The sequence below is a fragment of the Prosthecobacter sp. genome, from assembly GCF_029946185.1.
GTDB lineage: Bacteria > Verrucomicrobiota > Verrucomicrobiia > Verrucomicrobiales > Verrucomicrobiaceae > Prosthecobacter.
In genome coordinates this window covers 1-26,699 of the sequence record NZ_JAQSEA010000203.1, presented here as the reverse complement: position 1 = coordinate 26,699, position 26,699 = coordinate 1, and the positions used below count along the sequence as shown (strand labels likewise).

Below are 26,699 nucleotides of genomic sequence, written 5' to 3'. Positions count from 1 at the left end.
GAGCGTGCCGCTGATGGCCGGGCGCTGCGGCTGACCGGCACCAATGTCGACATCAATGGCGGAACCCTGTTCTCCTGAGTTCTGCTCGCAGTCATGAACAAGCCCCGGAATGCGGTTCGCGCAATCCGGGGTTTTTCGTTTCAGCCAAAGCGACTCCCAAAGGGGCAAGAATGCCCGCCGTGCGGTGTTGCGTTCTGGCTCGTCACGACTTTCCCAGCAGCCGTGCAGGACCAAGATCCTCTGCGGTAATACTGGATGCTGCAAAGTCGGCAGGCAGGCTGTTGTCGAGCTTTGCGAAATCACCGCCTGCGGACTCGTCTTCTGGTCACGTCAGCGTTTTGACATGGCTGCCGAAGTACAGGTGCGCATCAAACGCTCCACCTTGACGCCAGCCATGCTCGCCATGACCACATCAAACTCAAAGTGGGTCATGCTGAAATGTCTCGTCGTCGCCAGTTCTCCGCAACGGCGCGCGGACGGCTCCTACGGTTTCACCGTCTCCCTGCTGGTGGTGCAGGCAACGGATGACAGCCCATCCTCACCCAAGCTTCGGTCCAAGATGCGCTGGTTTGCACCGCAGCTCCGGGGTCTCCAGCGCTGCGGATTAAATTGATGCCGCCACTGCATTGTCCCTCACCCTACCGAGGGCAACGCCCCTACCGATCCTCAATTTTTCGCCGCGATGGCGGCGCGGTAGTTGGCATGGGCGCGGAAGTACTCGGACTGCGCTTCGACTTCCAGGACCTTGGCGTCAAAGCTGGCCTGCTCACGGATCTGAAGAGCGAGGAGGTCGGTGGCCCCTTGTTTGAGACGTTCGCCTTCGGCGGTGGCAAGCTGCTGGGCGAGGTCCACATTCCGCCGCGTCTGCCGCAGCACCTCATGCGCGGCTAGGAGCGCGCTGTGGGAGTCGCGCACGTCGGCGGCGATGCGTTGCCGGGCAAAGCTCATTTCCTGGTTCAGGCGCTCGATCTGCGCATTCGCCACATCCACGCGGCCCTTGGCCTCACGGCGCTGGAGTGGGAGCTTGAACTCGATCTTAGCTTCGACCTCGGTGCGTTCGACGTCGCGAGGGGTTCTGCCGTTGATGCCTTGGGCGGCCTGGACGCCAACTTCGAGGCTGGGGAGGAGGTTGTTTTTGGCGAGGCGGAGGTCGATGCCGGTTTTTTCGAGGGTGAGCTCGATGCGGCGCATTTCGGGGCGAAAGACGAGGGCCTTGGCGATGTCCACGGTGAGCTGGGATTCTGCCGGGTGGCTGTGCGTGGGGAAGGCGGAGGGGAGGCGTGTGCGCGGGGCGAGAATGGGCTCTGAGGAGCGGTTGTCGCGGTAGAAAAGGGAGAGCTCAATCGTGGCGGCCTGGAGGCGGCGGCGGGCCTGTACGACGGCAATCTCACGGCTGACGACGAGGCGCTGATTGTCCACCTGCACGATGGGCGCTGAAGCACCGTTTTCCACCTGCTGGGCGATGCCTGAGTCGCGCTCTTTGGCGACGCGGAGGAGCTCTTCGGTGAGGGAGAGGCGCTGGCCGGCGGAGAGCCAGCCATAGTAGGAGATGGTAGCGGCGCGAATGAAGTCGAGATACTGGCGGAAGATGATGGGGTCCGCGAGTTCCTGATCAATCTGCGCCTGCCAGAGGGTGGCGCGGCGGCGGTCGATAGTGCCGTCCCGGAGGAGGGGGATGCGGAAGCCGAGGACGCCTTCGCCATCGGTGCCGGTACGTTCCTTGTTGTAGTTTGGCAGGAAGCCGCTGCTAAGGCGGTAACCGCCATAGACGCCGCCGCCCCAGTTGGTGAGAGGCTGCTCCAGCATGGTGTAGGCGGTCTGGCCGTCGTAATAGCCGGCTGGGGCAAAGGCGGTGCCGGCATTGAGGTTGAGGTCAAAGGCACCCATGGCCTGCCGTGCGCGGCCATTGGCGATGTCCTGCTCGATCATGGCGGCGAGGTAGGGCGGATACTGGGTGTTGACGCTTTGCAGGACTTCTTGGAGCAGCAGGGGGCGGGCTTTCTCCTTTTCTTTCTCCTCGGGGGCGGCTTGCAGCCCGGCAAAAGGCAGCATGAGGACGACCATCGCAGTGCGGCAGCGGCCCATGGGCGGCATGCGGGTGCCGACAGGCATCGCGGACGACATCTTCGGGTTTAACGTGGTAGGAAAGATCATTTTTTGGTAGGGTCGAGCTTGCCGTCTGCGTTGGAGTTCACGGCGGGAAAGCCATTGATCTGCCGCCAGAGCTCAAACCAAAGCGGCACTTGATCGAGGAGGAACCACGCATTGGCTCGGGTGCCCTGGCGCAGCCAGCGATCGCGGTCCGGCCAGCCGATCGTCACGGGCCCCTTGCCATCACCACGGTCCACGACGTCATCCGCCGGGCCGATGAGTACACGGAAACGTCCCTGGCCGTCATCACTTGCATCCATAAACACGACCTCGCCACCAAAGGTGCCGATGGCGAGCTGTGGCCAGCCGATGACCTGCACAGCCGGCCAGCCCTCAAACGAGAGGCGCACGGGGCTGCCTGGAGTAACGACGCCGTCCACCTCTTTCCGCGCATGCACCAGTGGCATGTCATTGCCATCGACCCACACCTCCACGTTGCGGCTGTCGCTCTCGGGAATGATCACGCAGATGAGCGAACCAGGGCGTAGGTAGGTGCCGTCGGTCACCGCCACCTGGAGCACAACGCCATCGCGTGGCGCATCGACAATCTGGCGCAGGTTTTGATTGATCTGCACATCAATGACGGAGAGATCACGCTCTGCGGTGGCAACTTCGCCGAGGGCGCTGCCTTTGGACGCATGGATGGAAGCGATGAGGGCATCCATGTCATTGCCGGTGCGCTTCAGCGCGGCGGCGGCGGACTTGAAGTCTGCAGAAGTCGCATCCCGCTGCAGCGTAGCCAGCTCCATGCTGCGCTGAGATTCGAGCTGCTTGCCAAAGAGCCCCTGCGTGCGTGCGTAGTTGAGCTGCGCCGTCTCTGCGGCAATTTTCGCGCCTGCCACACGCTGATGCGCGCCATCGATGGCCTGCGCCTTGGCCAGCTCCTGCTGTGTGATCTGCGCGGTGAGCGACTCCACACGCCCCTTGGCAAAATCGCGACGGCTCTCGATGGCCTCGCGCTGCGCCTTCAGGTTGTTGATCAAGTTGGGGTCGTTGTCCTGGATCTCGATGATCAGCTCGCCTTTCTTCACACGCTGTCCTTCCATGACGTGGAGATTGCGCACGCGACCGGAGACCTGAGCCTCCACATTCACGCGCCGGTCCAAAGGATTGAAGGCGATGACGCGCCCCGTACCGGCCACAAACTGTCGCCAAGGCAGAAAAAGAAGCGCGACCAGCAGCACGGCGAAAAATGCGAGCAGCATACGGCTGAAGACGCGCGTGAACCGTGCGGGGCTGGCAATGCTCAGCGCGGGCAGGGGTGGTGCAGAAGATATAAGGGGGGCAGGTGTGTGTGTCGTCGTCATGGTATCAGGCGGCGAGGGTTTGCGGAATGGTGCCATCGCTCATGTGGCAGGGGGCGAGTTCGATGATCTGATCGCACCGTGTGCTAACCTGGGAGTCACGTGTGGTGACCACCACGGTCCATGGCTGCGATTTGTCAAAAATGGCGGCGGAGAGCAGGGCGAAGGAGGAGTCGTCCATGTTGTCGATCAATTCATCAATGAGCAGCAGGCGCGGCCGCTGCGCGAGAGCACGGGCGAGGAGCAGGCGCATGCGTTGATTGCCGGAGAGCGGCGCACCGCCAATCTTCAGCCGCAGGTTCAGCCCCTCAGGGCGTGCGAGCAGTTCATTCAGCAGGCCCACTTGCTTCAGCGCAGCACGGATTTCGTCCATGCCGATGTCGCTGCGGCCGAGGCGGAGATTTTCAACCACCGTGCCATCCATGATCTCGTCCCGGCGCAGAAGCTGCGTGCTTTCGCGCAGTTTTTCGAGGTCCCAGCTCCGTAGGTCCAAGCCGTCGATGGTGACAAATCCGCCGGTGGACTGGCGCAGGCCAAAGAGGATGTCCAGCAGCGAGCTCGCACCCGCGCCATGAGGTCCGACGATGGCAGCGCTACTACCTGCAGGGATGCTGAAGCTGCGCCCACTGAAGAGCGGCATGCTGGGGTGATACGAATAGTCCACCTGATTGGCCACCACCTCCGCTCCGCTGCCGAGTGGCGCTGGCTTCTCGCCGCCCTCGCGCTCGGTTTCAAGATCGAAAATGTGACCGAGCTTGTCCATGGCGGCCATGGCATCGTACCAAGCTTCGAGTTTTTTGCCGAGCTTGGCAAGTGAGGCCACAATGCCGCTCATGATGATCTCGCTGGCCACGAGCTGCCCCAGTGTGATCTGCTGGCTGATGACAAGATACCCACCCACCGCCAGCAGTGCTGCAGAAGCCACCACTTGAAGCGTGAGCAGCGCGGCGATCTGCCGCATGAGCACACGGAAGTGTCTGCTGCGCGCCATCACATAGCCCGTGCTCAGTTCATTGGCACGCTCACGCGCCATGCGGCCGCCACCCGGGCCTTTAAACAAAAACGGGAAATGCGCAATTTCCTCAAACCAGTTCACCAGATCGTATTTCATCCGCGACTCCTCGATGCTGGTGTCCACCGCCCCGCGCCCAAGCATCCACAGGCTGAGGATGATGAGGCTGAGCAGCACGGCGGCAAAGAGCAGCAGCAGCGGATGGTACAACGACAGCAGCAGCATGCCGATGAGTCCGCCAAAGACGAGGTTTACCCCGTCCAGCAGCAGCAGAGCCGTGGACTTCTGCGCGGTCACCACATCCAGGAAGCGGTTCACCATCTCCGGCGCGTGCACCTCATCATGCACCTGCGCTTTCACCCGTGGCAGGCGGTAGGCCAGGTCCGAAGCGGCACGCACAAAGATGCGCCGCTGAATCATGTCTGACACATAGAACTGAAAGCCGGTGACGATCGCCTGCAGTCCCAGGCAGCCAAACAGCGCCAGAGACACGACCACCAACGCCTGCACATAGGGGCCTGACTGGCCGCCGAAGGCCAAGTTGGTCACGACCGCATCCACCGCCAGCGGCACCGCGAGGTAGAGCAGCGCTGAGATCACCGAAAACATCAGCAGAGTGCGCACCTCCTGCTTCTCCGCCAGCAGCAGCGCGATGAAGCGCCGTGCAGGGCTCACGGCACCAGGGGCATGATGGCCGCCGTCATCATGACTCCGCGCCGCGCTCAGCCCCCGCGCTCCCCGGTCGAGGTGGACGATGCCCACCTCCACCACCGCATGCACACTCTCCACACCCACGCGGCGTGCCAGCGCCTGCCGCGTAACGGTGACCCGATGTGTGGGATGCTCCCCATCCGCGAGACGCAGGCTGAACCAGCCGGCGTAGGTGATGACCATCCAGCGGCTTTCCACGCTGCTCCAGATCACCACGGGAGAATCCGCATGGGCCTGCCACACAGCCTCGCTCAGTGGCAGGCGCGCAGGAGACACCTGCATGCCCGCGCCGGCTGCGGCGGCGCTGAGCAACGCCAGCGGATCATTCTCCGTCTGCGTGGCATGGTGAATGGCCAGACGAGCACGCTCAGGACCAATATCACTGCCGAGGATGGCCGCCAACTGCATGAGAGTTGGCGAAAGAAAGGAAGGTGGGGTGGGGGGTAAGGCAGTCAAAATTTAGGGATAAGTCGGTTCCTATACGCCCAATTAGCACAGATGGACTCACCTGCTTAATCCAAAAAAAATCCCTGAATGTAAGATGCCGGAGTGCAAGAAAAAACGGCAGCAGGAAATGAGCCTGCCAAGCGTAAAAATCGCCCATCACACGACTATTTCGTGACTCCCTACGTGACCTTCCTGCACGGTTAGGCAAGGTCGATGCCAAAAAAATCCAGCATCACCTGACGATAGACTTGGCGTTTGAATTTCGGCACCCAGTCCAGATCAAAGTCCGCCGGTTTGATCCACCTAAATCCCGCGAACTCACGGTGCGTGGCATCCAGATTGAAGTCGATATCCGCGCCGGAGAACCCGCAGAGAAAGTAGGCCTGCTCCTGGCCGCCGTAGATGCCGTACTTCAGCCGCCCCTTTGTAAACGCATACCGGTAGCCGTCCCGCCGCTGAATGATCTGCAGCATTTCGCGCTTCACGCCGATCTCCTCTTCAAGCTCGCGAAACAGCGCCGTCTCCGCATTCTCCCCTTCATCAATGCCTCCTTGGGGAAACTGCCACGCACCTTTGATGTTGATGCGCTCAGCCACAAAGATGTCACCGTTCTCCCGCTGCAAAATCGCGGCGACATTGGGACGATAAACGATTGTTTCAGGGGGGATCATAAGCCGGAGGGGTGACGCATGGTGTAGCCTTTCGTGGGCCGTGAGCGGCTGCTCCAGCGCGGTCCAGAGCTGGACGCATCATTGTATCCTGTGTCAAGCCGCAGCCCCGCCACCTCCATAAAGACATGCCCCTTGCGGGCATAGACGGTGATCCACCTGCCACTGCCACTGCTCCCGAAACTGCGGAAGGCCCCGGACACAGTCGGTGTATCGAGCTTCCCTGCGGCGTGCAGCACATACGAAGTCGTGCCGGAGCAGTCATAGCCGCTGTCTTGAAAGCGGGCATGTCCGCCACCACGGCGATAAGGCATGGTGCAAATGTGATTGCCCGCAGAGATCGCCCTCAGCACGGCTGCAGGTGCGTTGGCAGGCGGAACGGCCTTGCCACCAATGATGACCGCCGTTTTGCCCGGGGCAAACTTGTACTCCCAGCGCGCTCCCGCGCTGGAGCCGCACTGGCAGAGCAGTACACAAAGAGGCAGGGGCATTAAAAGTAGAAGAAAGCGCATCATCCACACCATCGTATTCGGCTCGGTCGAATTAACAAGGCGCGCAACACTGCCTTGCCTTGTTTTCAAAAACTCGCCAGAATCCATCCCCATGATAAAAAAACTCGCCGCTCCCCTGCTGCTGGCCGTCGCTGCCTGCGCCGTGGCCTTTTCCGCACCTGCCGCAAAGCACAAGATTCTTTTCTTCTCCAAGTCCAGCGGCTTTGAGCACAGCGTCATCTCCTGGAAGAACGGCCAGCCCAGCCACGCCGAAAAAGTGCTGCTGGAACTCGGTGAAAAGAACGGCTGGGACTTCGAATTCTCCAAGGACGGCTCCAAGTTCAGCAAGGACTACCTGGCTCAATTCGACGCCGTGTTCTTCTACACCACGGGCGATCTCTGCAGCGAAGGCACCGACAAACAACCGCCCATGTCCACGGAAGGCAAGCAGGCCCTCTTCGACTACGTCAAAAGCGGCAAAGGCTTCATCGGCACCCATTCCGCCAGCGACACCTTCCACACCGACAACGAATCGCAGAAAGGCCCGGAGCGTTACCTGAACCACGGTGAGAAAGCGGACGCGTATGTGCGCTTCCTCGGTGCAGAGTTCATCAAGCATGGCAAGCAGCAGGACGCCAAAAACACCGTTACCGACCCCAAGTTCCCCGGCTTCGAAAAAGTCGGCGCGACCTACGGCTTCCAGGAGGAGTGGTACTCTCTCAAGGACTTCAATCCGGACATCCACGTACTCAGCGTGATCGACGCCCCTGCCATGGAAGGCAAAGAGTACGAACGCCCCGCCTACCCAAGCACCTGGGCACGCAAGGAAGGCGCAGGCCGTGTGTGGTACACCGCCATGGGCCACCGCGAAGACGTCTGGACCAATCCCACCTTCCAAGAGATCCTCATCGGCGGCGTCAAATGGGCCCTGGGAGATGTCGAAGCCAGCGTCCCGCCCAATCTCAAGGAAACCGCTCCCGGCGCCATGACCAACCCTCCCTACGTCGCCCCGCCGCCGCCCAAGCCTGCCAAAAAGTAGTCCAGTTGCGCCGCAACTGGTCCCCTCCCCTTTCACTCCAATCCCCCCTCCAGTTGCAGCGCAACTGAACAACTTTCCCAGACCATGCCCAAAGCCCTTCAAATTCTCATCTGGATCGCCATCTCCCTCCTCGGAGCTGGCTCCGTCGCTTTCTCCGCACTGCACAAAGGCGAAACCATCAATGCGCTGTGGCTTGTCGTGGCGGGTTTGTGTTCATTCGCGGTCGCCTATCGCTTTTACAGCAAGTGGCTCATCACCAAAGTGCTCGTGCTCGACAAACATCGCGCCCCGCCCTCGGTCACCCACAAGGACGGCAAGGACTTTGTGCCGACAAACAAGTGGGTCGTTTTCGGTCATCACTTCGCCGCCATCGCCGGTCCAGGACCGCTCGTGGGCCCCGTGCTTGCAGCGCAGTTTGGTTATCTCCCCGGCATGCTGTGGATCTTGATCGGGGCCACGCTCGGCGGCGGCGTGCATGATGCCATCGTCATGTTTGCCTCCATCCGTCGTGGCGGCAAATCGGTGGGGCAGATGCTCAAAGAAGAGGTCAATCCCTTCGTCGGTTTCGTGGCCATGGTCTCCGTCCTTGCCATCATGACCATCCTGCTCGCCGTGCTCGGCCTCGTGGTGGTGAAAGCCCTCGCCGAAAGTCCTTGGGGCCTGTTCACCATCGTCATGACGATCCCGCTGGCCTTCATCATGGGCTTTGGTCACACGATCTTCGGTGCCAGCGTGCGCAACATCACCATCTTCGGCATCATCGGCCTGCTCGTCAGCGTCTGGGCCGGCAGCCATCTCAAGGACTGGGGCATCGAGCACTACTTTGACTACAAGGGCGAAACCATCGCTTGGTCCATCATGATCTACGGCTTTGCCGCCTCCGTGCTGCCAGTGTGGATGCTCCTCGCACCGCGTGACTATTTGAGCACCTTCATGAAGATCGGTACCGTGGCCGTGCTGGCCATCGTGGTCATCTGGGTCGCTCCCGAGTTGCACATGCCCAAGCTCACGCAATTTGTGGACGGCACCGGCCTCGTCTTCCTCGGCAGCGTCTTCCCGTTTGTCTTCATCACCATCGCCTGCGGTGCCATCTCCGGCTTCCACGCACTCATCTCCTCCGGCACCACACCCAAGCTGCTCGACAACGAGGCCGACATCCGCAGCATCGCTTATGGAGCGATGATCACCGAGATGCTCGTCGCCCTCATGGCCCTCGTTGCCGCCTGCGCCCTGCAACCCGGCGAATACTTCGCCATCAATGCCGGTGCCGCCAAGATCGTGCAAACCGATCCTTCCCAGGCCGCTGCCGTCACCAGCATGATCACCAACGCCGGCTTCCCCGTCACCGTTGCAGGCATGGACAAACTGGCAGCCGACATCGGCGAAAAGACCATGTTTGGCCGCGTCGGTGGTGCCCCCACCTTTGCCGTCGGCATGGCGCAAATGTTTGCCCGCGCCTTTGGCCCCTCCTGGATGGCCTTCTGGTATCACTTCGCCATCATGTTTGAGGCGCTCTTTATTTTGACCACCATCGACGCCGGCACACGCGTGGGCCGCTTCATCCTTCAAGACTTCCTCGCAGGCATCTGGAAACCGCTGGGCAACACCCGCAGCCTTCCCGCGAACGTCTTCGCCAGCGGCCTGCTCGTCGCAGCCTGGGGCTTCTTCCTCTATCAAGGCGTGGTAGATCCCCTCGGCGGCATCAACACCCTCTGGCCCCTCTTCGGCATCGCGAATCAGCTCCTCGCCGTCATCGCCTTCTGCCTTGGCACCACCATCCTCATCAAGATGGGCAAGGCCCGCTACCTCCTCGTCACGGTGATACCTCTGGTCTTCCTCATGAGCGCCACCTTCGCCGCCGGCTACATCAAGCTCTTCGACAAAGACCCGCGCATGGGCTTCATCGCCGGTGCGGAGATGTACGGCAACAAAATCGCCGCCGGTGGCACGCCTGTGGAAATGAAAGCCTGGGCCGCGCAACAGTTCAACTTCAACGTGGACACCGCCGTCACCGCCTTCTTCCTCCTCGCCGTCGCCATCATCTTCCTCGGCTGCCTGATCGAATGGATCAAGCTCCTCAGCGGCGCGAAGAAAATCGTCCTCAACGAGTCGCCCTACGTCGCTCTTCCTGAAGGCACGTAATTAAGCGCGCCAGCGTCCACGGAGTGCGGTGCTTCAGCACCGCTTTCGCAGGGTGAAGAATACCCTCCGGCATCACCCCACCGTCCAGCCTGTGAAAGCAGCGTCGAGCCCAAGCTTGCCGCACGCACTCCAAGATACTCCGCGCTCGCATGAGCGCTGATGCATCTGCCATGATTGCAGAGATCATTCGCATCGGCTGGTGTTCACTCCATTTAACTCTTACCCTCTTTAAGAATCTTCATCTTCAGCGCCGACATGAGCCTGTGTTGAATAGAGAGGGCTGACTTTGTCATCGGGATGTCTTCCGTGACAGACAAGCCTGACGGCAGATGCGTCACTACAAGCCGTCCTCCTTTTCCCGGACCAAGATAAAGGTGATCAATTCTGACGTCTGTAGCAGATAATTTTATTGTGCCATTCTGCACTTTTTTTGCCCCGTATCGCAACGACATCAGGCTGCGGCGATGATGCGTTGGATGTTAGACCGATCACCAGGGATGAAGCGCCCTGAGGCCGCCTCATCGAGCCGTGTTTGAATGTTTGGCGGCGTATCAGACTCTTCGCTCATCCAGCGCAAAAACGCCTGCCGGGCGACTTCGTCGGCGTCTTTGTACCCTTGAGCCACTTGGCGCTGAATGAAGTCCTCAATGGGACCAGTGAGCGTGAGTTACATGACACTACTGATTCGGGCATCCTGGATTTTGTCAAGAACGTGGTGCCTCCGCCAGACAGCGCAAAATCTGCAAACGTCGTCACTCTCGCCGCGTTCTTTCCGCCTCATGCGCTCCCACCTGCTTCTCCTCCTCTCGACTTCCTTCGCTCTTCACGCCGCCGACTGGCCTGAATTCCGAGGCCCCGCCGCCCAAGGCCACTCGGACGCCACCAACCTCCCCCTCACCTGGAGCCCCACCTCGCACATCGCCTGGAAAGCACCCGTCGCAGGCATTGGCTGGTCCTCCCCGGTGGTCATTGGAGATCGCATCTTCCTCACATCCGCGCTGCCCGTCGGCGGCGTGGAAGATCCCAAAGCCGACCGCTCCCTGCATGCCCTCGCTCTCGATGCCACCACCGGCAATCCCGTGTGGGACGTCGAGCTCTTCACCGCCACAGCGCCCAAAGCGCACCGCAAAAACAGCCACGCCAGCCCGACCGCGATCTACGAAGACGGCAAACTCTACGTCCACTTCGGCCACCTCGGCACCGCCTGTCTGGACGCACTCACCGGCAAGACCCTCTGGAGCACGCAAGAGTTCGCGTACTCACCCGTGCATGGCAACGGCAGCAGCCCCGTCCTCTTCGAAGACCTCCTCATCTTCAACGCCGATGCCGAAACAGAACCTAAAGTCATCGCCCTCGACAAAGCCACCGGCAAACAGCGCTGGATCTTCGCCCGCCAGTCAGGCGCGAAAAACAAATTCTCATTCTGCACCCCGATCCTCATTGATGTGAACGGCCAGAAGCAGCTCATCACCCCCGGCAGCGGCGTGGTGAACTCGCTCAATCCCAAAGACGGCACCGAGATCTGGCACTGCGACTACGATCAGGGGTACTCCATCGTCCCGCGCCCCATCTATGCCCACGGCATGATCTACCTTTCCACCGGTTACAACAAGCCCATCGTCCTCGCCGTCAAGGTGGACGGCAAAGGTGACGTCACCGCCACCCACCTCGCCTGGACCATCGAGAAAGCCGCACCGCACAATCCCAGCATGGCCGTCATCGGCGATGAACTCTACTTCGTCGCCGACAACGGCATCCTCACCTGCGCAGATGCCAAAACCGGCACCGTCCATTACTCCGAACGCTGCACCGGCCCCATCTCCGCCTCCCTCCTCGCTGCGGATGGCAAGCTCTACCTCCAAGACGAAAAAGGCCTCGGCGTTGTCGTCAAACCCGGCAAGACCTTCAGCATCCTCGCCAAGAACGACCTCGGAGAACGCAGCCTCGCCTCCTACGCCGTCATCGGCTCGGATCTCCTGATCCGCACGGAAGGCAATCTGTACCGGGTGAAAAAGTAGGCCTAGGAGCAGGGTTTCCCTGCGAGGACTGGAACCGTGGAGCATCACACAGCGTGTGATATTGATGGACTATGCGCTTTTGTATATAAACTATATACCTAGGCGTATAATAGTTTATTGACTGTTTGAATCTTATTCGATATAAGATCATTAATGAATATCTGGCGTCACTTTCGTTCTTTTCAACGACGCCGGGAAGTCACGAGCGACTGCTTCCTGCCCCTAATCCACAGGCCGCTAAGCGCCCCGCAGGCAGGCATAGCATTTGAAGCCTCTATCCTCACCCTTTTCTGCTACTCCTCATCTCCAACCGCCACCTCCCATGCCCCAGCTCCTTGACGTCGCCATCGGCACCATCTTCGTCTTCCTCCTATTCAGCCTCGTCGTTTCAGCGCTGAATGAGTACATCCTCACCATGTCCGATCAGCGGGCGAAATTCCTGCGCCTGGGGCTGGCGAAGATGTTTGGCGTGAACATTGTGAAAACTTGGAGAGGGAAATTCCTCTCGGGCGGCCTCGCGGGAGGTGACAATTTGAGCCTTGGAACGCAAGGGGACAAATTGCTGTCCCATGGTCTCATCAACGCCTTTTCCCGCGCGGATAAAGATGATCATGCCGGCACGCCTTCCTACATTCCTGCGGGTGCCTTCGTCACGGGCCTGCTCGACGTGATCGCCAAGCCCGGAGCCGGCGCACGAGGTGCCGCAGATCATGTGAAGTTGCTGAGTGACTTCATCACGGAGATCAAGAATGCCAGGCCAGCAGCAGACACATCATTCGACGCTGTCATCGCGAAGTTTAAGAAGGTCTATGGGACCCTGGGCACACCTCCCGATGCAGGCTCCGAGATCGGAAAGATCAACATCCGCGTCGCTGCTGCTGCGGACAAACGGCAGATCCAGGGCCAGTTGCTCAGTGCTGCAAGTGTTCCTGCCGCCCAGCAGATCATCGCTCAGTCTGCCACGCTGCAGGCGGAACTCACCCCCTTGGCAGCCGCAGCCAACGGGGATATCGCAGTCTTTAAAAACTCCATCAATCAGTGGTTCAAAGCCGAGACAGAGCTTGCCGCTCTGCAAGCTGAGGCGGCCGTTGGTATTGCTTCGTATCTGTTCACCGCCGCTCAACAAGCTTCAGGCACCATCTATGCAGGCATCGAAAACCTGCCGGACGGCAAACTCAAGGAAAGCCTCCAGTCCCTCTTCCAAACGGTCGAGGGCGACGTGGGAAAATTCAAGCTCGCCGTCGAAGGCTGGTTCAATGGGGTCATGGACCGCGTCTCCGGCTGGTACAAGCGCTTTGCGCAAAAATGGATGATCGCCATCGGCTTCATCCTCGCGGCGTTATTCAACGTGGACACTCTCGAGATCGTCCGTGTCCTTTCCAACAACCCCAACCTCGCCAAGGCGGTGGCGAACCAAGCGACGGTCAACTGGGAGCAAAACAAAGATAACGGACCTCCTTCTGCTGAAGAACTCGACACCAAACGAGAGCAGCAGCTTCAGGCGCTCGAACTGGCCACCACGGATCTCAAGGCGAAGGATCAAGCTTTGAAAGATGCGGACACAGCTTTGAAGGCTGCAGCCGGCGATGCGAAGAAAGCTGCAGCCGCCACGCTGGCTGACGCCCAGAAGGCCCAAATCGCCTCCCAGGAAGCGTTTAACAAGGCCTTCATCAACGCCGATGCACAAGCCAAGTTCAAAGCTGCGGTTACTAGGCTCAGTGAGACTGGCATTCCGATGGGGTGGACTCCCGAAGTTCTGAAAAAGCTGGGAGTCGAAAGGTCACAAGAAGGGGTTCTAACGGTCCCTATGAGGTTCCAAGCCCGTGTGCTTTTGGGAATGATCGCCGGCTGGCTTATCACGGCCATTGCAGCCTCGCTCGGGGCACCTTTCTGGTTCGATCTTCTGGGTCGATTCGTCAATGTCCGCGCCTCCGGCAAAGTTCCAGGGGAGAAAGAAACCACCTCATCACCCACGCGCCCGCAACCGGCCAGCATCGACATCACGCCAGGGACCCGCGCGCCTGCACACTGATTCAACCTCGCATTCGGTGCAGGCACTCCTCCTCACGCGAGAACCGGCAGCCGCACCGATGGCGAAATTTTACCCCCGCATCAACCATACAAACTGAAAGGAAATTGAACTATGCCTGCTTGGAAAGGAATCATTGGCCGTGGCTTTCGTGCTGCGGAATTCAAAGACTATGTATCGACATTGCGCTTTACGGACTGGCGTCCTCAATTCGCCGTGGTTCACAACACCTCCGCGCCCCGTCTCTCCCAGTGGCACTCACACCCCGGAGCGGTGCGGATGCGAAACCTGGAAAGCTATTATCGAGATCAGCAGCGCTGGTCGGCAGGACCTCACCTGTTCATCGCAGATGATCTCATCTGGGTCTTCACACCGCTGACGACCAGCGGAGTGCATTCCCCTTCGTGGAACGGCGTGTCTTGGGGCATCGAACTCGTGGGTGAGTACGATGAGGAGCCCTTCAATGCAGGAGTGCGGGAGAATGCCGTGGATGCCCTGGCTGCGTTGCTCAGTTGGCGCGGCTTGGACCCCGAAACCTTGCGTTTCCACAAGGAAGACCCAGGCACCACTCACACTCATTGTCCGGGCCGCAATGTGGACAAAGCCGACTTGATCGCACGAATCAAAGCGCGCATGGCAGGTGACAATCACGGCGAGCATGCACCCCATGACAATTATCTGGATATTGGCGAGCGTAGCACCGGAGCTGGTGCCAGCGAAGGGGCTTACATGCTCCGCAGCAGCCTTCTTTCTGCCGACCCCGTGATTCGCCAGATCGCTGCCGTCGATCTCGTCCTGCTACCACCTGCAACGAGCCGCCGCGTCGATGGCATCGCAACCATCCAACGGGCGCTCAACCGGCTTGCCGAAGCTGCGGGTATGGGAGCCAAAATCGATTTTGGCGCGGGTGACAAACATCTCGGCTTTTACGGACCGCAGACCATCAAAGCCATCAAAGCATTTCAGCGTCTTGCAGAGGTCGAAGAAGATGGTTCCATTGGCGATGACACCCTCCAAGCACTTGATGGACGCCTCGCCACACTGGAAGCCGGCGGTCAAAGCCCAACAACCGGGGCGGCCTCTGCGATAGTCCAGCCTCCTTCGAACAACGGCGGCGGCACTGGCAAGGTAAGTGGGTTGGACGTCATCGTCCAAATCGCTGCGCAGTCATCCATCGCTCGGTATGATTGGAATGATCGTGGAGTCGCTCCGCTGGGATATACAAAAGGCATGGCTCTGGTTTATGCCCGTCTCTATTGTCGCCTGACCAGCGCGCAACCTGACGAATTTGTGCTGGCGATGGCGCAAAAAAGCACCGGAAATGCAAATCGCGACGCTTTGGAATGGTACGCCGTAGAATACCAAGCCGCAGGGATGGATAATTCACAGTCCGGGGTGCCAACGCTCCGGCATCTATTCGTCATGATGATGGGGCTGGGAATGATGGAAAGCTCAGGCAAGTATTGCGAGGGCCTTTACAAGCCGGATGGGAACACAACGGCGGACACCGCAGAGGCAGGCCTCTTCCAAACAAGCTATAACGCTCGAAGCAGGAACAAGAAACAGATGGAGGCGCTTTTCGACAGCTATCAGAAAAACCCGACCTCGGTGTTCTTGAGTATTTTCAAGGAACGCAAACCTGGGCAGGTGGTGTCATGCAGTAGCGACGACGCAATCAACTACGGCCAGGGAGCTGGCCGCACCTATCAGAAGTTGACGAAGGAAATACCGGAATTCGCGGCCGAATTTACCGCTATCGCACTGCGCTCAATGGCTGGCGGCGGACCGGGAAAGGGCCACTGGGGACCGATCAACAAACGTCAGGTGGAAATTGTGGCTGCCTGTGATGAAATGTTTCAGGCGGTTGAGAAAGCCGTAGATGAACAAAAGCTGTGCTCAGCATTCGCCTGACACATAAAAACTCATTTAGAGACAGTCTGGCAGCTCGCGCACGGAGCGCAGCCTGCCAGACTGTTGTAGTTGCGGGCCGGTAAATTCTCGATTGAGAGCAGTGTTGGGTTTTCCCTGCCTCCTGAAGTCATCGCATGCGAAAACAGCCCGGCAAGACCCTCCAAATCCTCGCTCAAAACGACCTCGGAGAACGCAGCCTCGCCTCCTACGCCGTCATCGGCTCGGATCTCCTGATCCGCACGGAAGGCAATCTGTACCGGGTGAAAAAGTAGGCCTAGGAGCAGGGTTTCCCTGCGAGGACTGGAACCGTGGAGCATCACACAGCGTGTGATATTGATGGACTATGCGCTTTTGTATATAAACTATATACCTAGGCGTATAATAGTTTATTGACTGTTTGAATCTTATTCGATATAAGATCATTAATGAATATCTGGCGTCACTTTCGTTCTTTTCAACGACGCCGGGAAGTCACGAGCGACTGCTTCCTGCCCCTAATCCACAGGCCGCTAAGCGCCCCGCAGGCAGGCATAGCATTTGAAGCCTCTATCCTCACCCTTTTCTGCTACTCCTCATCTCCAACCGCCACCTCCCATGCCCCAGCTCCTTGACGTCGCCATCGGCACCATCTTCGTCTTCCTCCTATTCAGCCTCGTCGTTTCAGCGCTGAATGAGTACATCCTCACCATGTCCGATCAGCGGGCGAAATTCCTGCGCCTGGGGCTGGCGAAGATGTTTGGCGTGAACATTGTGAAAACTTGGAGAGGGAAATTCCTCTCGGGCGGCCTCGCGGGAGGTGACAATTTGAGCCTTGGAACGCAAGGGGACAAATTGCTGTCCCATGGTCTCATCAACGCCTTTTCCCGCGCGGATAAAGATGATCATGCCGGCACGCCTTCCTACATTCCTGCGGGTGCCTTCGTCACGGGCCTGCTCGACGTGATCGCCAAGCCCGGAGCCGGCGCACGAGGTGCCGCAGATCATGTGAAGTTGCTGAGTGACTTCATCACGGAGATCAAGAATGCCAGGCCAGCAGCAGACACATCATTCGACGCTGTCATCGCGAAGTTTAAGAAGGTCTATGGGACCCTGGGCACACCTCCCGATGCAGGCTCCGAGATCGGAAAGATCAACATCCGCGTCGCTGCTGCTGCGGACAAACGGCAGATCCAGGGCCAGTTGCTCAGTGCTGCAAGTGTTCCTGCCGCCCAGCAGATCATCGCTCAGTCTGCCACGCTGCAGGCGGAACTCACCCCCTTGGCAGCCGCAGCCAACGGGGATATCGCAGTCTTTAAAAACTCCATCAATCAGTGGTTCAAAGCCGAGACAGAGCTTGCCGCTCTGCAAGCTGAGGCGGCCGTTGGTATTGCTTCGTATCTGTTCACCGCCGCTCAACAAGCTTCAGGCACCATCTATGCAGGCATCGAAAACCTGCCGGACGGCAAACTCAAGGAAAGCCTCCAGTCCCTCTTCCAAACGGTCGAGGGCGACGTGGGAAAATTCAAGCTCGCCGTCGAAGGCTGGTTCAATGGGGTCATGGACCGCGTCTCCGGCTGGTACAAGCGCTTTGCGCAAAAATGGATGATCGCCATCGGCTTCATCCTCGCGGCGTTATTCAACGTGGACACTCTCGAGATCGTCCGTGTCCTTTCCAACAACCCCAACCTCGCCAAGGCGGTGGCGAACCAAGCGACGGTCAACTGGGAGCAAAACAAAGATAACGGACCTCCTTCTGCTGAAGAACTCGACACCAAACGAGAGCAGCAGCTTCAGGCGCTCGAACTGGCCACCACGGATCTCAAGGCGAAGGATCAAGCTTTGAAAGATGCGGACACAGCTTTGAAGGCTGCAGCCGGCGATGCGAAGAAAGCTGCAGCCGCCACGCTGGCTGACGCCCAGAAGGCCCAAATCGCCTCCCAGGAAGCGTTTAACAAGGCCTTCATCAACGCCGATGCACAAGCCAAGTTCAAAGCTGCGGTTACTAGGCTCAGTGAGACTGGCATTCCGATGGGGTGGACTCCCGAAGTTCTGAAAAAGCTGGGAGTCGAAAGGTCACAAGAAGGGGTTCTAACGGTCCCTATGAGGTTCCAAGCCCGTGTGCTTTTGGGAATGATCGCCGGCTGGCTTATCACGGCCATTGCAGCCTCGCTCGGGGCACCTTTCTGGTTCGATCTTCTGGGTCGATTCGTCAATGTCCGCGCCTCCGGCAAAGTTCCAGGGGAGAAAGAAACCACCTCATCACCCACGCGCCCGCAACCGGCCAGCATCGACATCACGCCAGGGACCCGCGCGCCTGCACACTGATTCAACCTCGCATTCGGTGCAGGCACTCCTCCTCACGCGAGAACCGGCAGCCGCACCGATGGCGAAATTTTACCCCCGCATCAACCATACAAACTGAAAGGAAATTGAACTATGCCTGCTTGGAAAGGAATCATTGGCCGTGGCTTTCGTGCTGCGGAATTCAAAGACTATGTATCGACATTGCGCTTTACGGACTGGCGTCCTCAATTCGCCGTGGTTCACAACACCTCCGCGCCCCGTCTCTCCCAGTGGCACTCACACCCCGGAGCGGTGCGGATGCGAAACCTGGAAAGCTATTATCGAGATCAGCAGCGCTGGTCGGCAGGACCTCACCTGTTCATCGCAGATGATCTCATCTGGGTCTTCACACCGCTGACGACCAGCGGAGTGCATTCCCCTTCGTGGAACGGCGTGTCTTGGGGCATCGAACTCGTGGGTGAGTACGATGAGGAGCCCTTCAATGCAGGAGTGCGGGAGAATGCCGTGGATGCCCTGGCTGCGTTGCTCAGTTGGCGCGGCTTGGACCCCGAAACCTTGCGTTTCCACAAGGAAGACCCAGGCACCACTCACACTCATTGTCCGGGCCGCAATGTGGACAAAGCCGACTTGATCGCACGAATCAAAGCGCGCATGGCAGGTGACAATCACGGCGAGCATGCACCCCATGACAATTATCTGGATATTGGCGAGCGTAGCACCGGAGCTGGTGCCAGCGAAGGGGCTTACATGCTCCGCAGCAGCCTTCTTTCTGCCGACCCCGTGATTCGCCAGATCGCTGCCGTCGATCTCGTCCTGCTACCACCTGCAACGAGCCGCCGCGTCGATGGCATCGCAACCATCCAACGGGCGCTCAACCGGCTTGCCGAAGCTGCGGGTATGGGAGCCAAAATCGATTTTGGCGCGGGTGACAAACATCTCGGCTTTTACGGACCGCAGACCATCAAAGCCATCAAAGCATTTCAGCGTCTTGCAGAGGTCGAAGAAGATGGTTCCATTGGCGATGACACCCTCCAAGCACTTGATGGACGCCTCGCCACACTGGAAGCCGGCGGTCAAAGCCCAACAACCGGGGCGGCCTCTGCGATAGTCCAGCCTCCTTCGAACAACGGCGGCGGCACTGGCAAGGTAAGTGGGTTGGACGTCATCGTCCAAATCGCTGCGCAGTCATCCATCGCTCGGTATGATTGGAATGATCGTGGAGTCGCTCCGCTGGGATATACAAAAGGCATGGCTCTGGTTTATGCCCGTCTCTATTGTCGCCTGACCAGCGCGCAACCTGACGAATTTGTGCTGGCGATGGCGCAAAAAAGCACCGGAAATGCAAATCGCGACGCTTTGGAATGGTACGCCGTAGAATACCAAGCCGCAGGGATGGATAATTCACAGTCCGGGGTGCCAACGCTCCGGCATCTATTCGTCATGATGATGGGGCTGGGAATGATGGAAAGCTCAGGCAAGTATTGCGAGGGCCTTTACAAGCCGGATGGGAACACAACGGCGGACACCGCAGAGGCAGGCCTCTTCCAAACAAGCTATAACGCTCGAAGCAGGAACAAGAAACAGATGGAGGCGCTTTTCGACAGCTATCAGAAAAACCCGACCTCGGTGTTCTTGAGTATTTTCAAGGAACGCAAACCTGGGCAGGTGGTGTCATGCAGTAGCGACGACGCAATCAACTACGGCCAGGGAGCTGGCCGCACCTATCAGAAGTTGACGAAGGAAATACCGGAATTCGCGGCCGAATTTACCGCTATCGCACTGCGCTCAATGGCTGGCGGCGGACCGGGAAAGGGCCACTGGGGACCGATCAACAAACGTCAGGTGGAAATTGTGGCTGCCTGTGATGAAATGTTTCAGGCGGTTGAGAAAGCCGTAGATGAACAAAAGCTGTGCTCAGCATTCGCCTGACACATAAAAACTCATTTAGAGACAGTCTGGCAGCTCGCGCACGGAGCGCAGCCTGCCAGACTGTTGGAGTTGCGGGCCGGTAAATCCTCGATTGAGAGCAGTGTTGGGTTATCTCCTGAATTAATCGCATGCGAAAGTGCGATGTGGGATGGGTGTGGCGACAGCCCGGCAAGACCTTCCAAATCCTCGCCCAAAACCACCTTGCATCGTACGCCGTCATCGGCTCGGATCTGCTGATCCGCACGGAAGGAAATTGGTATATTGATCAAGAAGTAGCCCCGGCAACTATGGAGCATGGTTCTATTCGACTTCATTGCCACCCTGCTTGAAGCAGTCTTGAGCATCTGCATGAAGATCGGAGAATTCTTCGATGCCATCCTTCACGCCGATAAATCGCTGAAGGAAAACTCCCTGATTGGCGAATCCGAATTCGACCGCGAGACACGGCGTTCTTGGCGGCGCTGGGGAGCAGGCATCCTGATCTTGCTCATTCTTGCCGCCATCACTGCCCTGCTCGCGTGGTTGTGGTGGTGAGGCGGCTTTAGCCCTCACGAATCGGCGCGGTGGGGTGAAACATGCACCGATATTGAAATTTTCAGCCGACGCGAGCCACCCAATCGCCAAGTTTGGTCAAAAAGTCAGATGTTTTCAAACACGCCGATTGGAAAAATAGGCGAACTAACCTCAAAAAGTCTATTTTTTGATTGCGATTTTTCCATTTACCCCCACCTTCACCCTTCAAAACCCAATTTTCACCCCAACCCATCATGAGTCAGCAAAAAATGGACGGCGCACAAGCCCTCATCAAAACCCTCGCAGATCTCGGCATCGAGTATGTCTTCGGGTACTCCGGCGGAGCCGCCATCCCGATCTTTGACGCACTGCAGACCGTGAAGACGGACATGAAGTTCATTCTCGTCCGTCACGAGCAGGGTGCCGTTCACATGGCCGATGGTTACGCCCGCGCAACCGGCAAGCCAGCCGTCGTTCTCGTCACCTCCGGCCCTGGCGCTGGCAACACCATCACCGGCCTCATGACCGCGCAGATGGACAGCGTCCCCATGATTGTCCTCTGCGGCCAAACCGTCAGCTGGATGCTCGGCAAAGACGCCTTCCAGGAAGCCGACATCTTCAACATCACGGCCCCCGTCGTGAAGCACAACTACCTGATCAAGAGCTCCAATTCCCTGCCCCGCATCGCCAAGGAGGCCTACCACATCGCCACCACGGGTCGCCCGGGTCCGGTTCTGATCGACATCCCCAAGGACTTCAGCCAAGGCCCCTTCACCGGCACGTTTGACGAGCCGATGGATCTCCCCGGCTACCATCCCGAAGAAAACTTCAAGATTGATCAGGTCGGTATTAAAGAAGCCGCCCGCCTGCTCGCAGGTGCCCAGCGCCCCGTCATCCTCGCCGGTCAGGGTGCCATGATCGCCCGTGCCGACAAAGAATTGCTCATGCTGGCCGAAACCCTCGGCTGCCCGGTCACCACGACCCTGCTCGGCAAAGGCGTCTTCCCTGAAACCCACCCCCTCTCCCTCGGCATGCTCGGCATGCACGGCACCGCATATGCCAACAAGGCCATCTGCGAGGCCGACCTCATCTTCAATGTCGGCTCCCGCTTTGACGACCGCATCATTGGCAAGCCCACCATGTTCGGCCGCAACGCCAAGCTCATCCACATCGACATCGATGCCGCTGAGTTCCACAAGATGATCAAGGTGGACGTCACCATCAAAGGCGATGCCAAGGCCGCGCTCAGCGACCTCCTTCCCCTGGTCGAAAAACTGCCCACCGAAGACTGGCTCGCCACGCTGGACGGCTACAAGAAGAAGTTCCCCCTCTCTTATAAGAAGCAGGGCGGCCTCCGCATGCAGCAGGTCATTGATGAATTGTACAATCTCACCCAGGGCAAGGCCATCATCTCCACCGATGTCGGCCAGCACCAGATGTGGGCCGCGCAGTTCTACAAGAACGACAGCAGCTACCATTGGCTCAGCTCCGGCGGCGCAGGCACCATGGGCTTCGGCTTCCCTGCGGCCATCGGCGCGCAGCTCGCCTGCCCGGACAAGCTCGTCGTCTCCATCTCCGGCGACGGCGGCTTCCAGATGACCCTGTTTGAACTGGCCACCGCTGCCATCCACAAGCTCCCCATCAAGATCATCATCCTCAACAACAGCTATCTCGGCATGGTCCGGCAGTGGCAGGAGTTGTTCTTCGAAAACCGCGAAAGCGGCGTCGATCTCATCGGCAACCCCGACTTCGTGAAGCTCGGTGAAGCCTACGGCATCAAGGGCTTCCACATCCGCCGCCCGGCTGACGTGGAGCGCATCCTCCAGCAGGCCCTCGACTACAACGACGGCCCCTGCATCATCGAAGCCGAGTGCATCAAAACGGAAAACGTTTTCCCAATGATCCCCGCCGGTGCCGCTCTCGAAGACATGATCACCGAAGCGCCGAAAACGAAAATGGAAAAACCCACCGGTTCAACCTAATCACGTAATCGCACTCGTCAGAGTGCGGCGCTGGCCCGATGAAATCCAACCGAATCATCCAGGGCGACGCACTCGCGGAACTCAAAAAACTCCCCGCGTCCGTCGCCCAGGCCATCATCGCCGATCCGCCTTACTTCAATGTTCTCGAAGATGAAGCCTGGGACACGCAATGGAAGACAGCCGCCGACTACCTCGCCTGGTGCGATGAGTGGGTCGCTGAAGCCATGCGCGTCCTGCGCGATGACGGCCTCGCTTTCATCTTCGGCCAGCTAGGCAAACGCGAGCACACCTTCCTCCACCTCATGTCACGACTCAGTCAGCAGCACCAGTTTCACGATCTCATCATCTGGGATCGCGCGGTGGGCTATGACGAGCGCCGCGACAGCTTCACCCCGCAGTACGAAATGGTCCTCGTCCTGAGGAAAGGCGACGACGTGAAGTTCAACAAAGACGCCGTCCGCATCCCCTACGATGCCGCCACCATCGAGACCTACCTCAAGGACAAGCGCTACAAAGACATGGACGCCCGCCGCGCCCATCTCGGAAAAGGCAAGTTCGCCACCAACATTCTCCGAGTGCCCAGTCTGAAAGGCATCTCCAAAGAAAAGTGCGGCCACCCCTCGCAGAAGCCGCTTAACCTCATCGAAAAACTCATCGCCTGCTCCACCGACACCGGAGACCTCGTCATCGATCCCTTCCTCGGCTCCGGCACCACCGCAGCAGCAGCCAAGAAGCTCAAACGCAAATGGCTCGGCATCGAAAAAGACTCCAACTACGTCAAGATCGCCAAGCGCCGCCTTTCTGCCAAAGCACCAGTCACCAAACGTAAATCATCCATCCCATGAGCGAACGCATCCCTGCCACCACCGACAAAAAACCAGCGCCCCAGGCTGACATCGTCAACATCCACACGCTCAGCGTCATGGTGAACAACCAGCCCGGCGTCCTCGGCCGCATCTGCGCCGTGTTCAGCCGCCGTGGTTTCAACATCGAGTCCCTCGTCGTCTCCCAGACGCGCGATCCCCGCTTCAGCCGCATGACCATCGGCATCAGCGGTCATCCCGAAGGCCTGCACCAGATCATCATGCAGGTGAACAAACTCATCGACGTCATCCACGGTGTCGAGCACACCGACCGCGACGCCGTCGCCAAGGAAATGGTGCTCATCAAAGTCGCCGCCACAGCCGCCGAGCGCACCGAGATCCTCCAGATCATCGAGCACTACAACGGCAAGACCGTCGATCTCCAGGAAGACAGCCTCATCGCCCTCATCAGCGGCAACTCCGACAAACTCGACGCCGCCGTGCGCCTCCTCACCAAGTTCGAAATCGTCGAAACCGTCCGCACCGGCAAAGTCGTCATGGCCCGCGGCCTGACTGAGACGTAATCAGAAATGATGAAGGCGAAATGACGAATTAATGACCGAAGCCCGAATGCCACCAGCGTTCGGGCTTCAACATTTAACGACTCAATACCCGGTCCGGAAAAATCCTGTTCATCTTGTGAATCCCGTAAATCCTGTCAAAAAGGATGCCGGATTTTTCTTCGCCCAACCACTGTCCCTGACGAAATCCAAATAACGAATCGCGCCCCTCCCGCGTATTCTTTTCTCACCTCTCGCATCTTCTCCCATTCGAGCTTCGTCATTCCTTCAATGCGCATCCTCCACCTCACCCCCGGCACCGGCAATTTCCACTGCGGAAGCTGCCTGCGTGACCATGCGCTGATCAAAGCACTCCGCGTGCGCGGGCATGACGCCATGATGGCCCCCCTTTACCTGCCCTTGGTCACGGATCGCGAATTCGGCTCGCAAGAGCTGCCGGTGCAGATCGGCGGCATCTCCTTGTTCATCCAGCAAAAGCTCCCTTGGTTTCACAAAGTACCCCGCTTCGTTCACAAGTGGATCAATAAGCCTGATTTCCTCCGCCTAGCATCAAAGCGCATGGGCATGACCAGCGCCAAGGTGCTCGGAGACATGGCTCTGGGCGCGCTTCTCGGGACCGAAGGCCGCCAGTGGGGCGAGTGGCAGCGCCTCATCCAGTGGATTCGCACCCAGGGGAAATTTGACGTCATCTCCTTTTCCAACAGCCTCCTCACCGGCCTCGCCCCCACCCTTGAAAAAGAACTGGGAGTACCCATCATCTGTTCACTGCAAGGGGAGGACAGCTTCCTCGATACCCTGCCGGAGCCCTACCGCACACAGTGTTGGGAGGCCATGCAGCGCAATGCCCGCAGCATTCGTTTTTTCATCGCCCCCAGCCAGTACTACGCCAACCACATGCGCCAGCGCCTCGATGCGACCTCCGCGCAGATGAAAGTACTGCCCAACGGCATCGACACCACAGCCTTCACCACCTCCTCCCCAGACCCGAACTGGCCCATCATCGGCTATTTCGCCCGCATGATCCATGGCAAGGGCCTCACCACGCTCGTGGATGCGTTCATTGACCTCGCCAAACGCGGCACCGTGCCGCGCGTCAAACTGCGCATCGGTGGTGCCAAAACCCCCATCGATGAAAAATACGTGGCCAGTCTCCAGAGCAAGCTCAAGGCGGCCGGACTGGCAAACCGCGTCGAGTGGCTCCCCAACGTCAGCTTCAAAGACAAGGTCCATTTCTTCCACGACCTCACTGTCTTCAGCGTCCCCGCCACCTACGGTGAAGCCTTCGGCCTCTACGTCATCGAGGCTGTCTCCAGCGGCGTCCCCGTCGTGCAGCCCGACCACGGCGCCTTCCCCGAACTCATCGTCGCCACCGAAGGCGGCGTGCTCTGCAAGCCCGACGACACCACAGCGCTGGCCGACGCCCTCGAAACCCTGCTCAACGACGACGAACAGCGCGAAAAGTTCTCCAAAAACGGCATCGCCAAAGTTCGCCAGGAATTCAGCGCCACCCGCATGGCCGAGCGCTTCGAAGCCGTTCTCCAGGAAGCCGTCGCCACAAAATGAGCGCTGCATTGACCCTGCCCTTCTCCGCTCCAATGTTTGCCCGCCCATGACTTCCATCACCTTTGGCGAGGCCGTCCGGCGCTCGATACAAAAAGACCCCCGCTACCACCCGGCCGCCTACGAACTGGTTCGCGATGCCCTGCACGTCGCCGCCAAAAAATTCCGCGATGAGGCCGCCGAAGACCAGCACGTCAGCGGTCAGGAACTCCTCGCAGGTTTCCGCGATTACGTACTCCAAGAATACGGGCCCATGTCCAACATCATCCTCGACCAGTGGGGCCTCCAGCGTGGCGAAGATATAGGCAACATCGTCTATAATCTGATCGACTGCGGCTACTTCGGCAGAAACGATGGCGACAGCCTCGAAGACTTCGCCTGCGGTTACGACTTCGCACTCGCCTTCAGCACCCCTTTCCTCCCAGCCTCTCTGCGTGATGAACGCGAGAAAAAATCCTCATGAAAAAAGTTTTGTCACGTTCCTTGTCCCCCAAATCAAACGCCCGCACCGCTCCCTCTCTGGATGCCAGCGTCACCACACTCCCCAACGGCCTGGAGGTCATCGTGCGTGAAGACCATGCCCACCCGCTCGTCAGCGTGCAGGTGTGGATCAAGGCCGGCAGCATGCATGAGGAGCAGCACACCGGCGCAGGCATCGCGCATTGTGTGGAGCACATGCTCTTCAAAGGCACCGACAAGCGCGACCCCGCGCAGATCTCCCAGGGCATTCAGGCGCTGGGCGGCTACGTCAACGCCTACACCTCATTCAACCGCACCGTGTACTGGATCGACGGCCTCGCCGAACATGCCGGCGGCTACCTCGACATCCTCGCGGACATGATCCGTTATTCGAAATTCGACGCCGATGAACTCACTCGCGAAAAAGAAGTCATCCGTCGTGAGATGGCCATGGATAACGACGACCCCGGCAGCGCCATCCAGCATCTGATGCAGGCCACCGCCTTCCGCCAGCATCCGCTGCGTCATCCCATCATCGGTCATCGTGAAGTCTTCGATCAGATCACCCGTGCGGACGTCCACGGCTTCGTGCAGCGCCACTACGTGCCCAACAATGCCTTCATCGTGATAGCCGGTGATGTCGAGACCGCCGACGTATTGGAAACC

At 59.0% G+C, this 26,699-nt stretch carries 23 protein-coding genes; 16 read left to right on the top strand and 7 right to left on the bottom strand.

From position 1 onward, the window contains the following. Positions 1–234: hypothetical protein (locus tag PSV43_RS17415; RefSeq protein ID WP_300200195.1), on the bottom strand; the 234-nt coding region annotated here is incomplete at its 3' end. 109 nt (positions 235–343) lie between these two features. On the opposite strand from PSV43_RS17415, the gene PSV43_RS17410 reads away from it, so the two are divergent. Continuing rightward, entirely contained in the window at positions 344–613 is a 270-nt protein-coding gene (locus tag PSV43_RS17410) for a hypothetical protein (RefSeq protein WP_300200192.1), read from the top strand. 53 nt (positions 614–666) lie between these two features. On the opposite strand, the gene PSV43_RS17405 is transcribed toward PSV43_RS17410, so the two are convergent. The 5 genes from PSV43_RS17405 to PSV43_RS17385 all read right to left on the bottom strand — a co-directional run bounded on the left by PSV43_RS17405 (position 667) and on the right by PSV43_RS17385 (position 6,784). Continuing rightward, on the bottom strand, positions 667–2,154 hold the full coding sequence (locus PSV43_RS17405) for a TolC family protein (RefSeq protein ID WP_300200189.1): 1,488 nt from the start codon (positions 2,152–2,154) through the stop codon (positions 667–669). Continuing rightward, positions 2,151–3,458 (bottom strand): HlyD family efflux transporter periplasmic adaptor subunit, encoded by a 1,308-nt coding sequence (locus tag PSV43_RS17400; RefSeq protein ID WP_300200186.1) that lies wholly within the window; start codon positions 3,456–3,458, stop codon positions 2,151–2,153. The genes PSV43_RS17405 and PSV43_RS17400 overlap by 4 nt, the downstream gene beginning before the upstream one ends. 4 nt (positions 3,459–3,462) lie before the next feature. Then, complete coding sequence (locus PSV43_RS17395; RefSeq protein WP_300200183.1) at positions 3,463–5,586, bottom strand: ABC transporter ATP-binding protein; 2,124 nt, start codon at positions 5,584–5,586, stop codon at positions 3,463–3,465. A 239-nt stretch (positions 5,587–5,825) separates the two neighbouring features. Beyond that, positions 5,826–6,296, bottom strand: a complete 471-nt coding sequence (locus PSV43_RS17390) for an RNA pyrophosphohydrolase (RefSeq protein WP_300200180.1) — start codon at positions 6,294–6,296, stop codon at positions 5,826–5,828. After that, positions 6,293–6,784 (bottom strand): peptidoglycan endopeptidase, encoded by a 492-nt coding sequence (locus tag PSV43_RS17385; protein ID WP_300200177.1) that lies wholly within the window; start codon positions 6,782–6,784, stop codon positions 6,293–6,295. The genes PSV43_RS17390 and PSV43_RS17385 overlap by 4 nt, the downstream gene beginning before the upstream one ends. Before the next feature lie 112 nt (positions 6,785–6,896). Here PSV43_RS17385 and PSV43_RS17380 point away from each other — a divergent pair, with 112 nt between their 5' ends. Beyond that, a complete protein-coding gene (locus tag PSV43_RS17380) occupies positions 6,897–7,823 on the top strand; it encodes a ThuA domain-containing protein (RefSeq protein ID WP_300200175.1) in 927 nt (308 codons plus the stop codon). An 84-nt stretch (positions 7,824–7,907) separates the two neighbouring features. Beyond that, positions 7,908–9,965 carry a carbon starvation CstA family protein gene (locus tag PSV43_RS17375; RefSeq protein ID WP_300200172.1) on the top strand — a complete coding sequence of 686 codons (2,058 nt, stop codon included), beginning with the start codon at positions 7,908–7,910 and terminating at the stop codon, positions 9,963–9,965. A 451-nt stretch (positions 9,966–10,416) separates the two neighbouring features. Here PSV43_RS17375 and PSV43_RS17370 read toward each other — a convergent pair whose 3' ends face one another. Further along, positions 10,417–10,590, bottom strand: a complete 174-nt coding sequence (locus tag PSV43_RS17370) for a hypothetical protein (RefSeq protein ID WP_300200169.1) — start codon at positions 10,588–10,590, stop codon at positions 10,417–10,419. A gap of 154 nt (positions 10,591–10,744) precedes the next feature. On the opposite strand from PSV43_RS17370, the gene PSV43_RS17365 reads away from it, so the two are divergent. From PSV43_RS17365 to PSV43_RS17305, 13 genes are all read left to right on the top strand, one after another. After that, entirely contained in the window at positions 10,745–11,983 is a 1,239-nt protein-coding gene (locus PSV43_RS17365; RefSeq protein ID WP_300200166.1) for a PQQ-binding-like beta-propeller repeat protein, read from the top strand. A 322-nt stretch (positions 11,984–12,305) separates the two neighbouring features. Continuing rightward, the gene (locus tag PSV43_RS17360) at positions 12,306–14,015 is read left to right on the top strand and encodes a hypothetical protein (protein WP_300200160.1); all 1,710 of its coding nucleotides are present in this window, start codon (positions 12,306–12,308) and stop codon (positions 14,013–14,015) included. Positions 14,016–14,126: 111 nt separating this feature from the next. Continuing rightward, entirely contained in the window at positions 14,127–15,923 is a 1,797-nt protein-coding gene (locus PSV43_RS17355) for an N-acetylmuramoyl-L-alanine amidase (RefSeq protein WP_300200157.1), read from the top strand. A 134-nt stretch (positions 15,924–16,057) separates the two neighbouring features. Next, positions 16,058–16,195 carry a hypothetical protein gene (locus tag PSV43_RS17350; protein WP_300200163.1) on the top strand — a complete coding sequence of 46 codons (138 nt, stop codon included), beginning with the start codon at positions 16,058–16,060 and terminating at the stop codon, positions 16,193–16,195. Positions 16,196–16,517: 322 nt separating this feature from the next. Further along, positions 16,518–18,227, top strand: coding sequence for a hypothetical protein (locus PSV43_RS17345; RefSeq protein ID WP_300200160.1), 1,710 nt, complete (start codon positions 16,518–16,520; stop codon positions 18,225–18,227). A gap of 111 nt (positions 18,228–18,338) precedes the next feature. Further along, a complete protein-coding gene (locus PSV43_RS17340) occupies positions 18,339–20,135 on the top strand; it encodes an N-acetylmuramoyl-L-alanine amidase (protein WP_300200157.1) in 1,797 nt (598 codons plus the stop codon). Positions 20,136–20,429: 294 nt separating this feature from the next. Beyond that, complete coding sequence (locus PSV43_RS17335; RefSeq protein ID WP_300200154.1) at positions 20,430–20,669, top strand: hypothetical protein; 240 nt, start codon at positions 20,430–20,432, stop codon at positions 20,667–20,669. 233 nt (positions 20,670–20,902) lie between these two features. Continuing rightward, on the top strand, positions 20,903–22,630 hold the full coding sequence (gene ilvB / locus PSV43_RS17330) for a biosynthetic-type acetolactate synthase large subunit (protein WP_300200151.1): 1,728 nt from the start codon (positions 20,903–20,905) through the stop codon (positions 22,628–22,630). 38 nt (positions 22,631–22,668) lie between these two features. After that, positions 22,669–23,475 carry a site-specific DNA-methyltransferase gene (locus PSV43_RS17325; protein WP_300200148.1) on the top strand — a complete coding sequence of 269 codons (807 nt, stop codon included), beginning with the start codon at positions 22,669–22,671 and terminating at the stop codon, positions 23,473–23,475. Then, on the top strand, positions 23,472–24,017 hold the full coding sequence (gene ilvN / locus PSV43_RS17320; RefSeq protein WP_300200145.1) for an acetolactate synthase small subunit: 546 nt from the start codon (positions 23,472–23,474) through the stop codon (positions 24,015–24,017). The genes PSV43_RS17325 and ilvN overlap by 4 nt, the downstream gene beginning before the upstream one ends. Positions 24,018–24,284: 267 nt before the next feature. Beyond that, on the top strand, positions 24,285–25,577 hold the full coding sequence (locus PSV43_RS17315; RefSeq protein WP_300200143.1) for a glycosyltransferase family 4 protein: 1,293 nt from the start codon (positions 24,285–24,287) through the stop codon (positions 25,575–25,577). A gap of 46 nt (positions 25,578–25,623) precedes the next feature. Beyond that, positions 25,624–26,037: a Minf_1886 family protein gene (locus PSV43_RS17310; protein ID WP_300200141.1), complete on the top strand. Its 414-nt coding sequence runs from the start codon at positions 25,624–25,626 to the stop codon at positions 26,035–26,037. Further along, positions 26,034–26,699, top strand: a 666-nt coding sequence (locus PSV43_RS17305; protein ID WP_300200138.1) for a pitrilysin family protein, incomplete at its 3' end; no start/stop codon positions are given. The genes PSV43_RS17310 and PSV43_RS17305, both read left to right, overlap by 4 nt.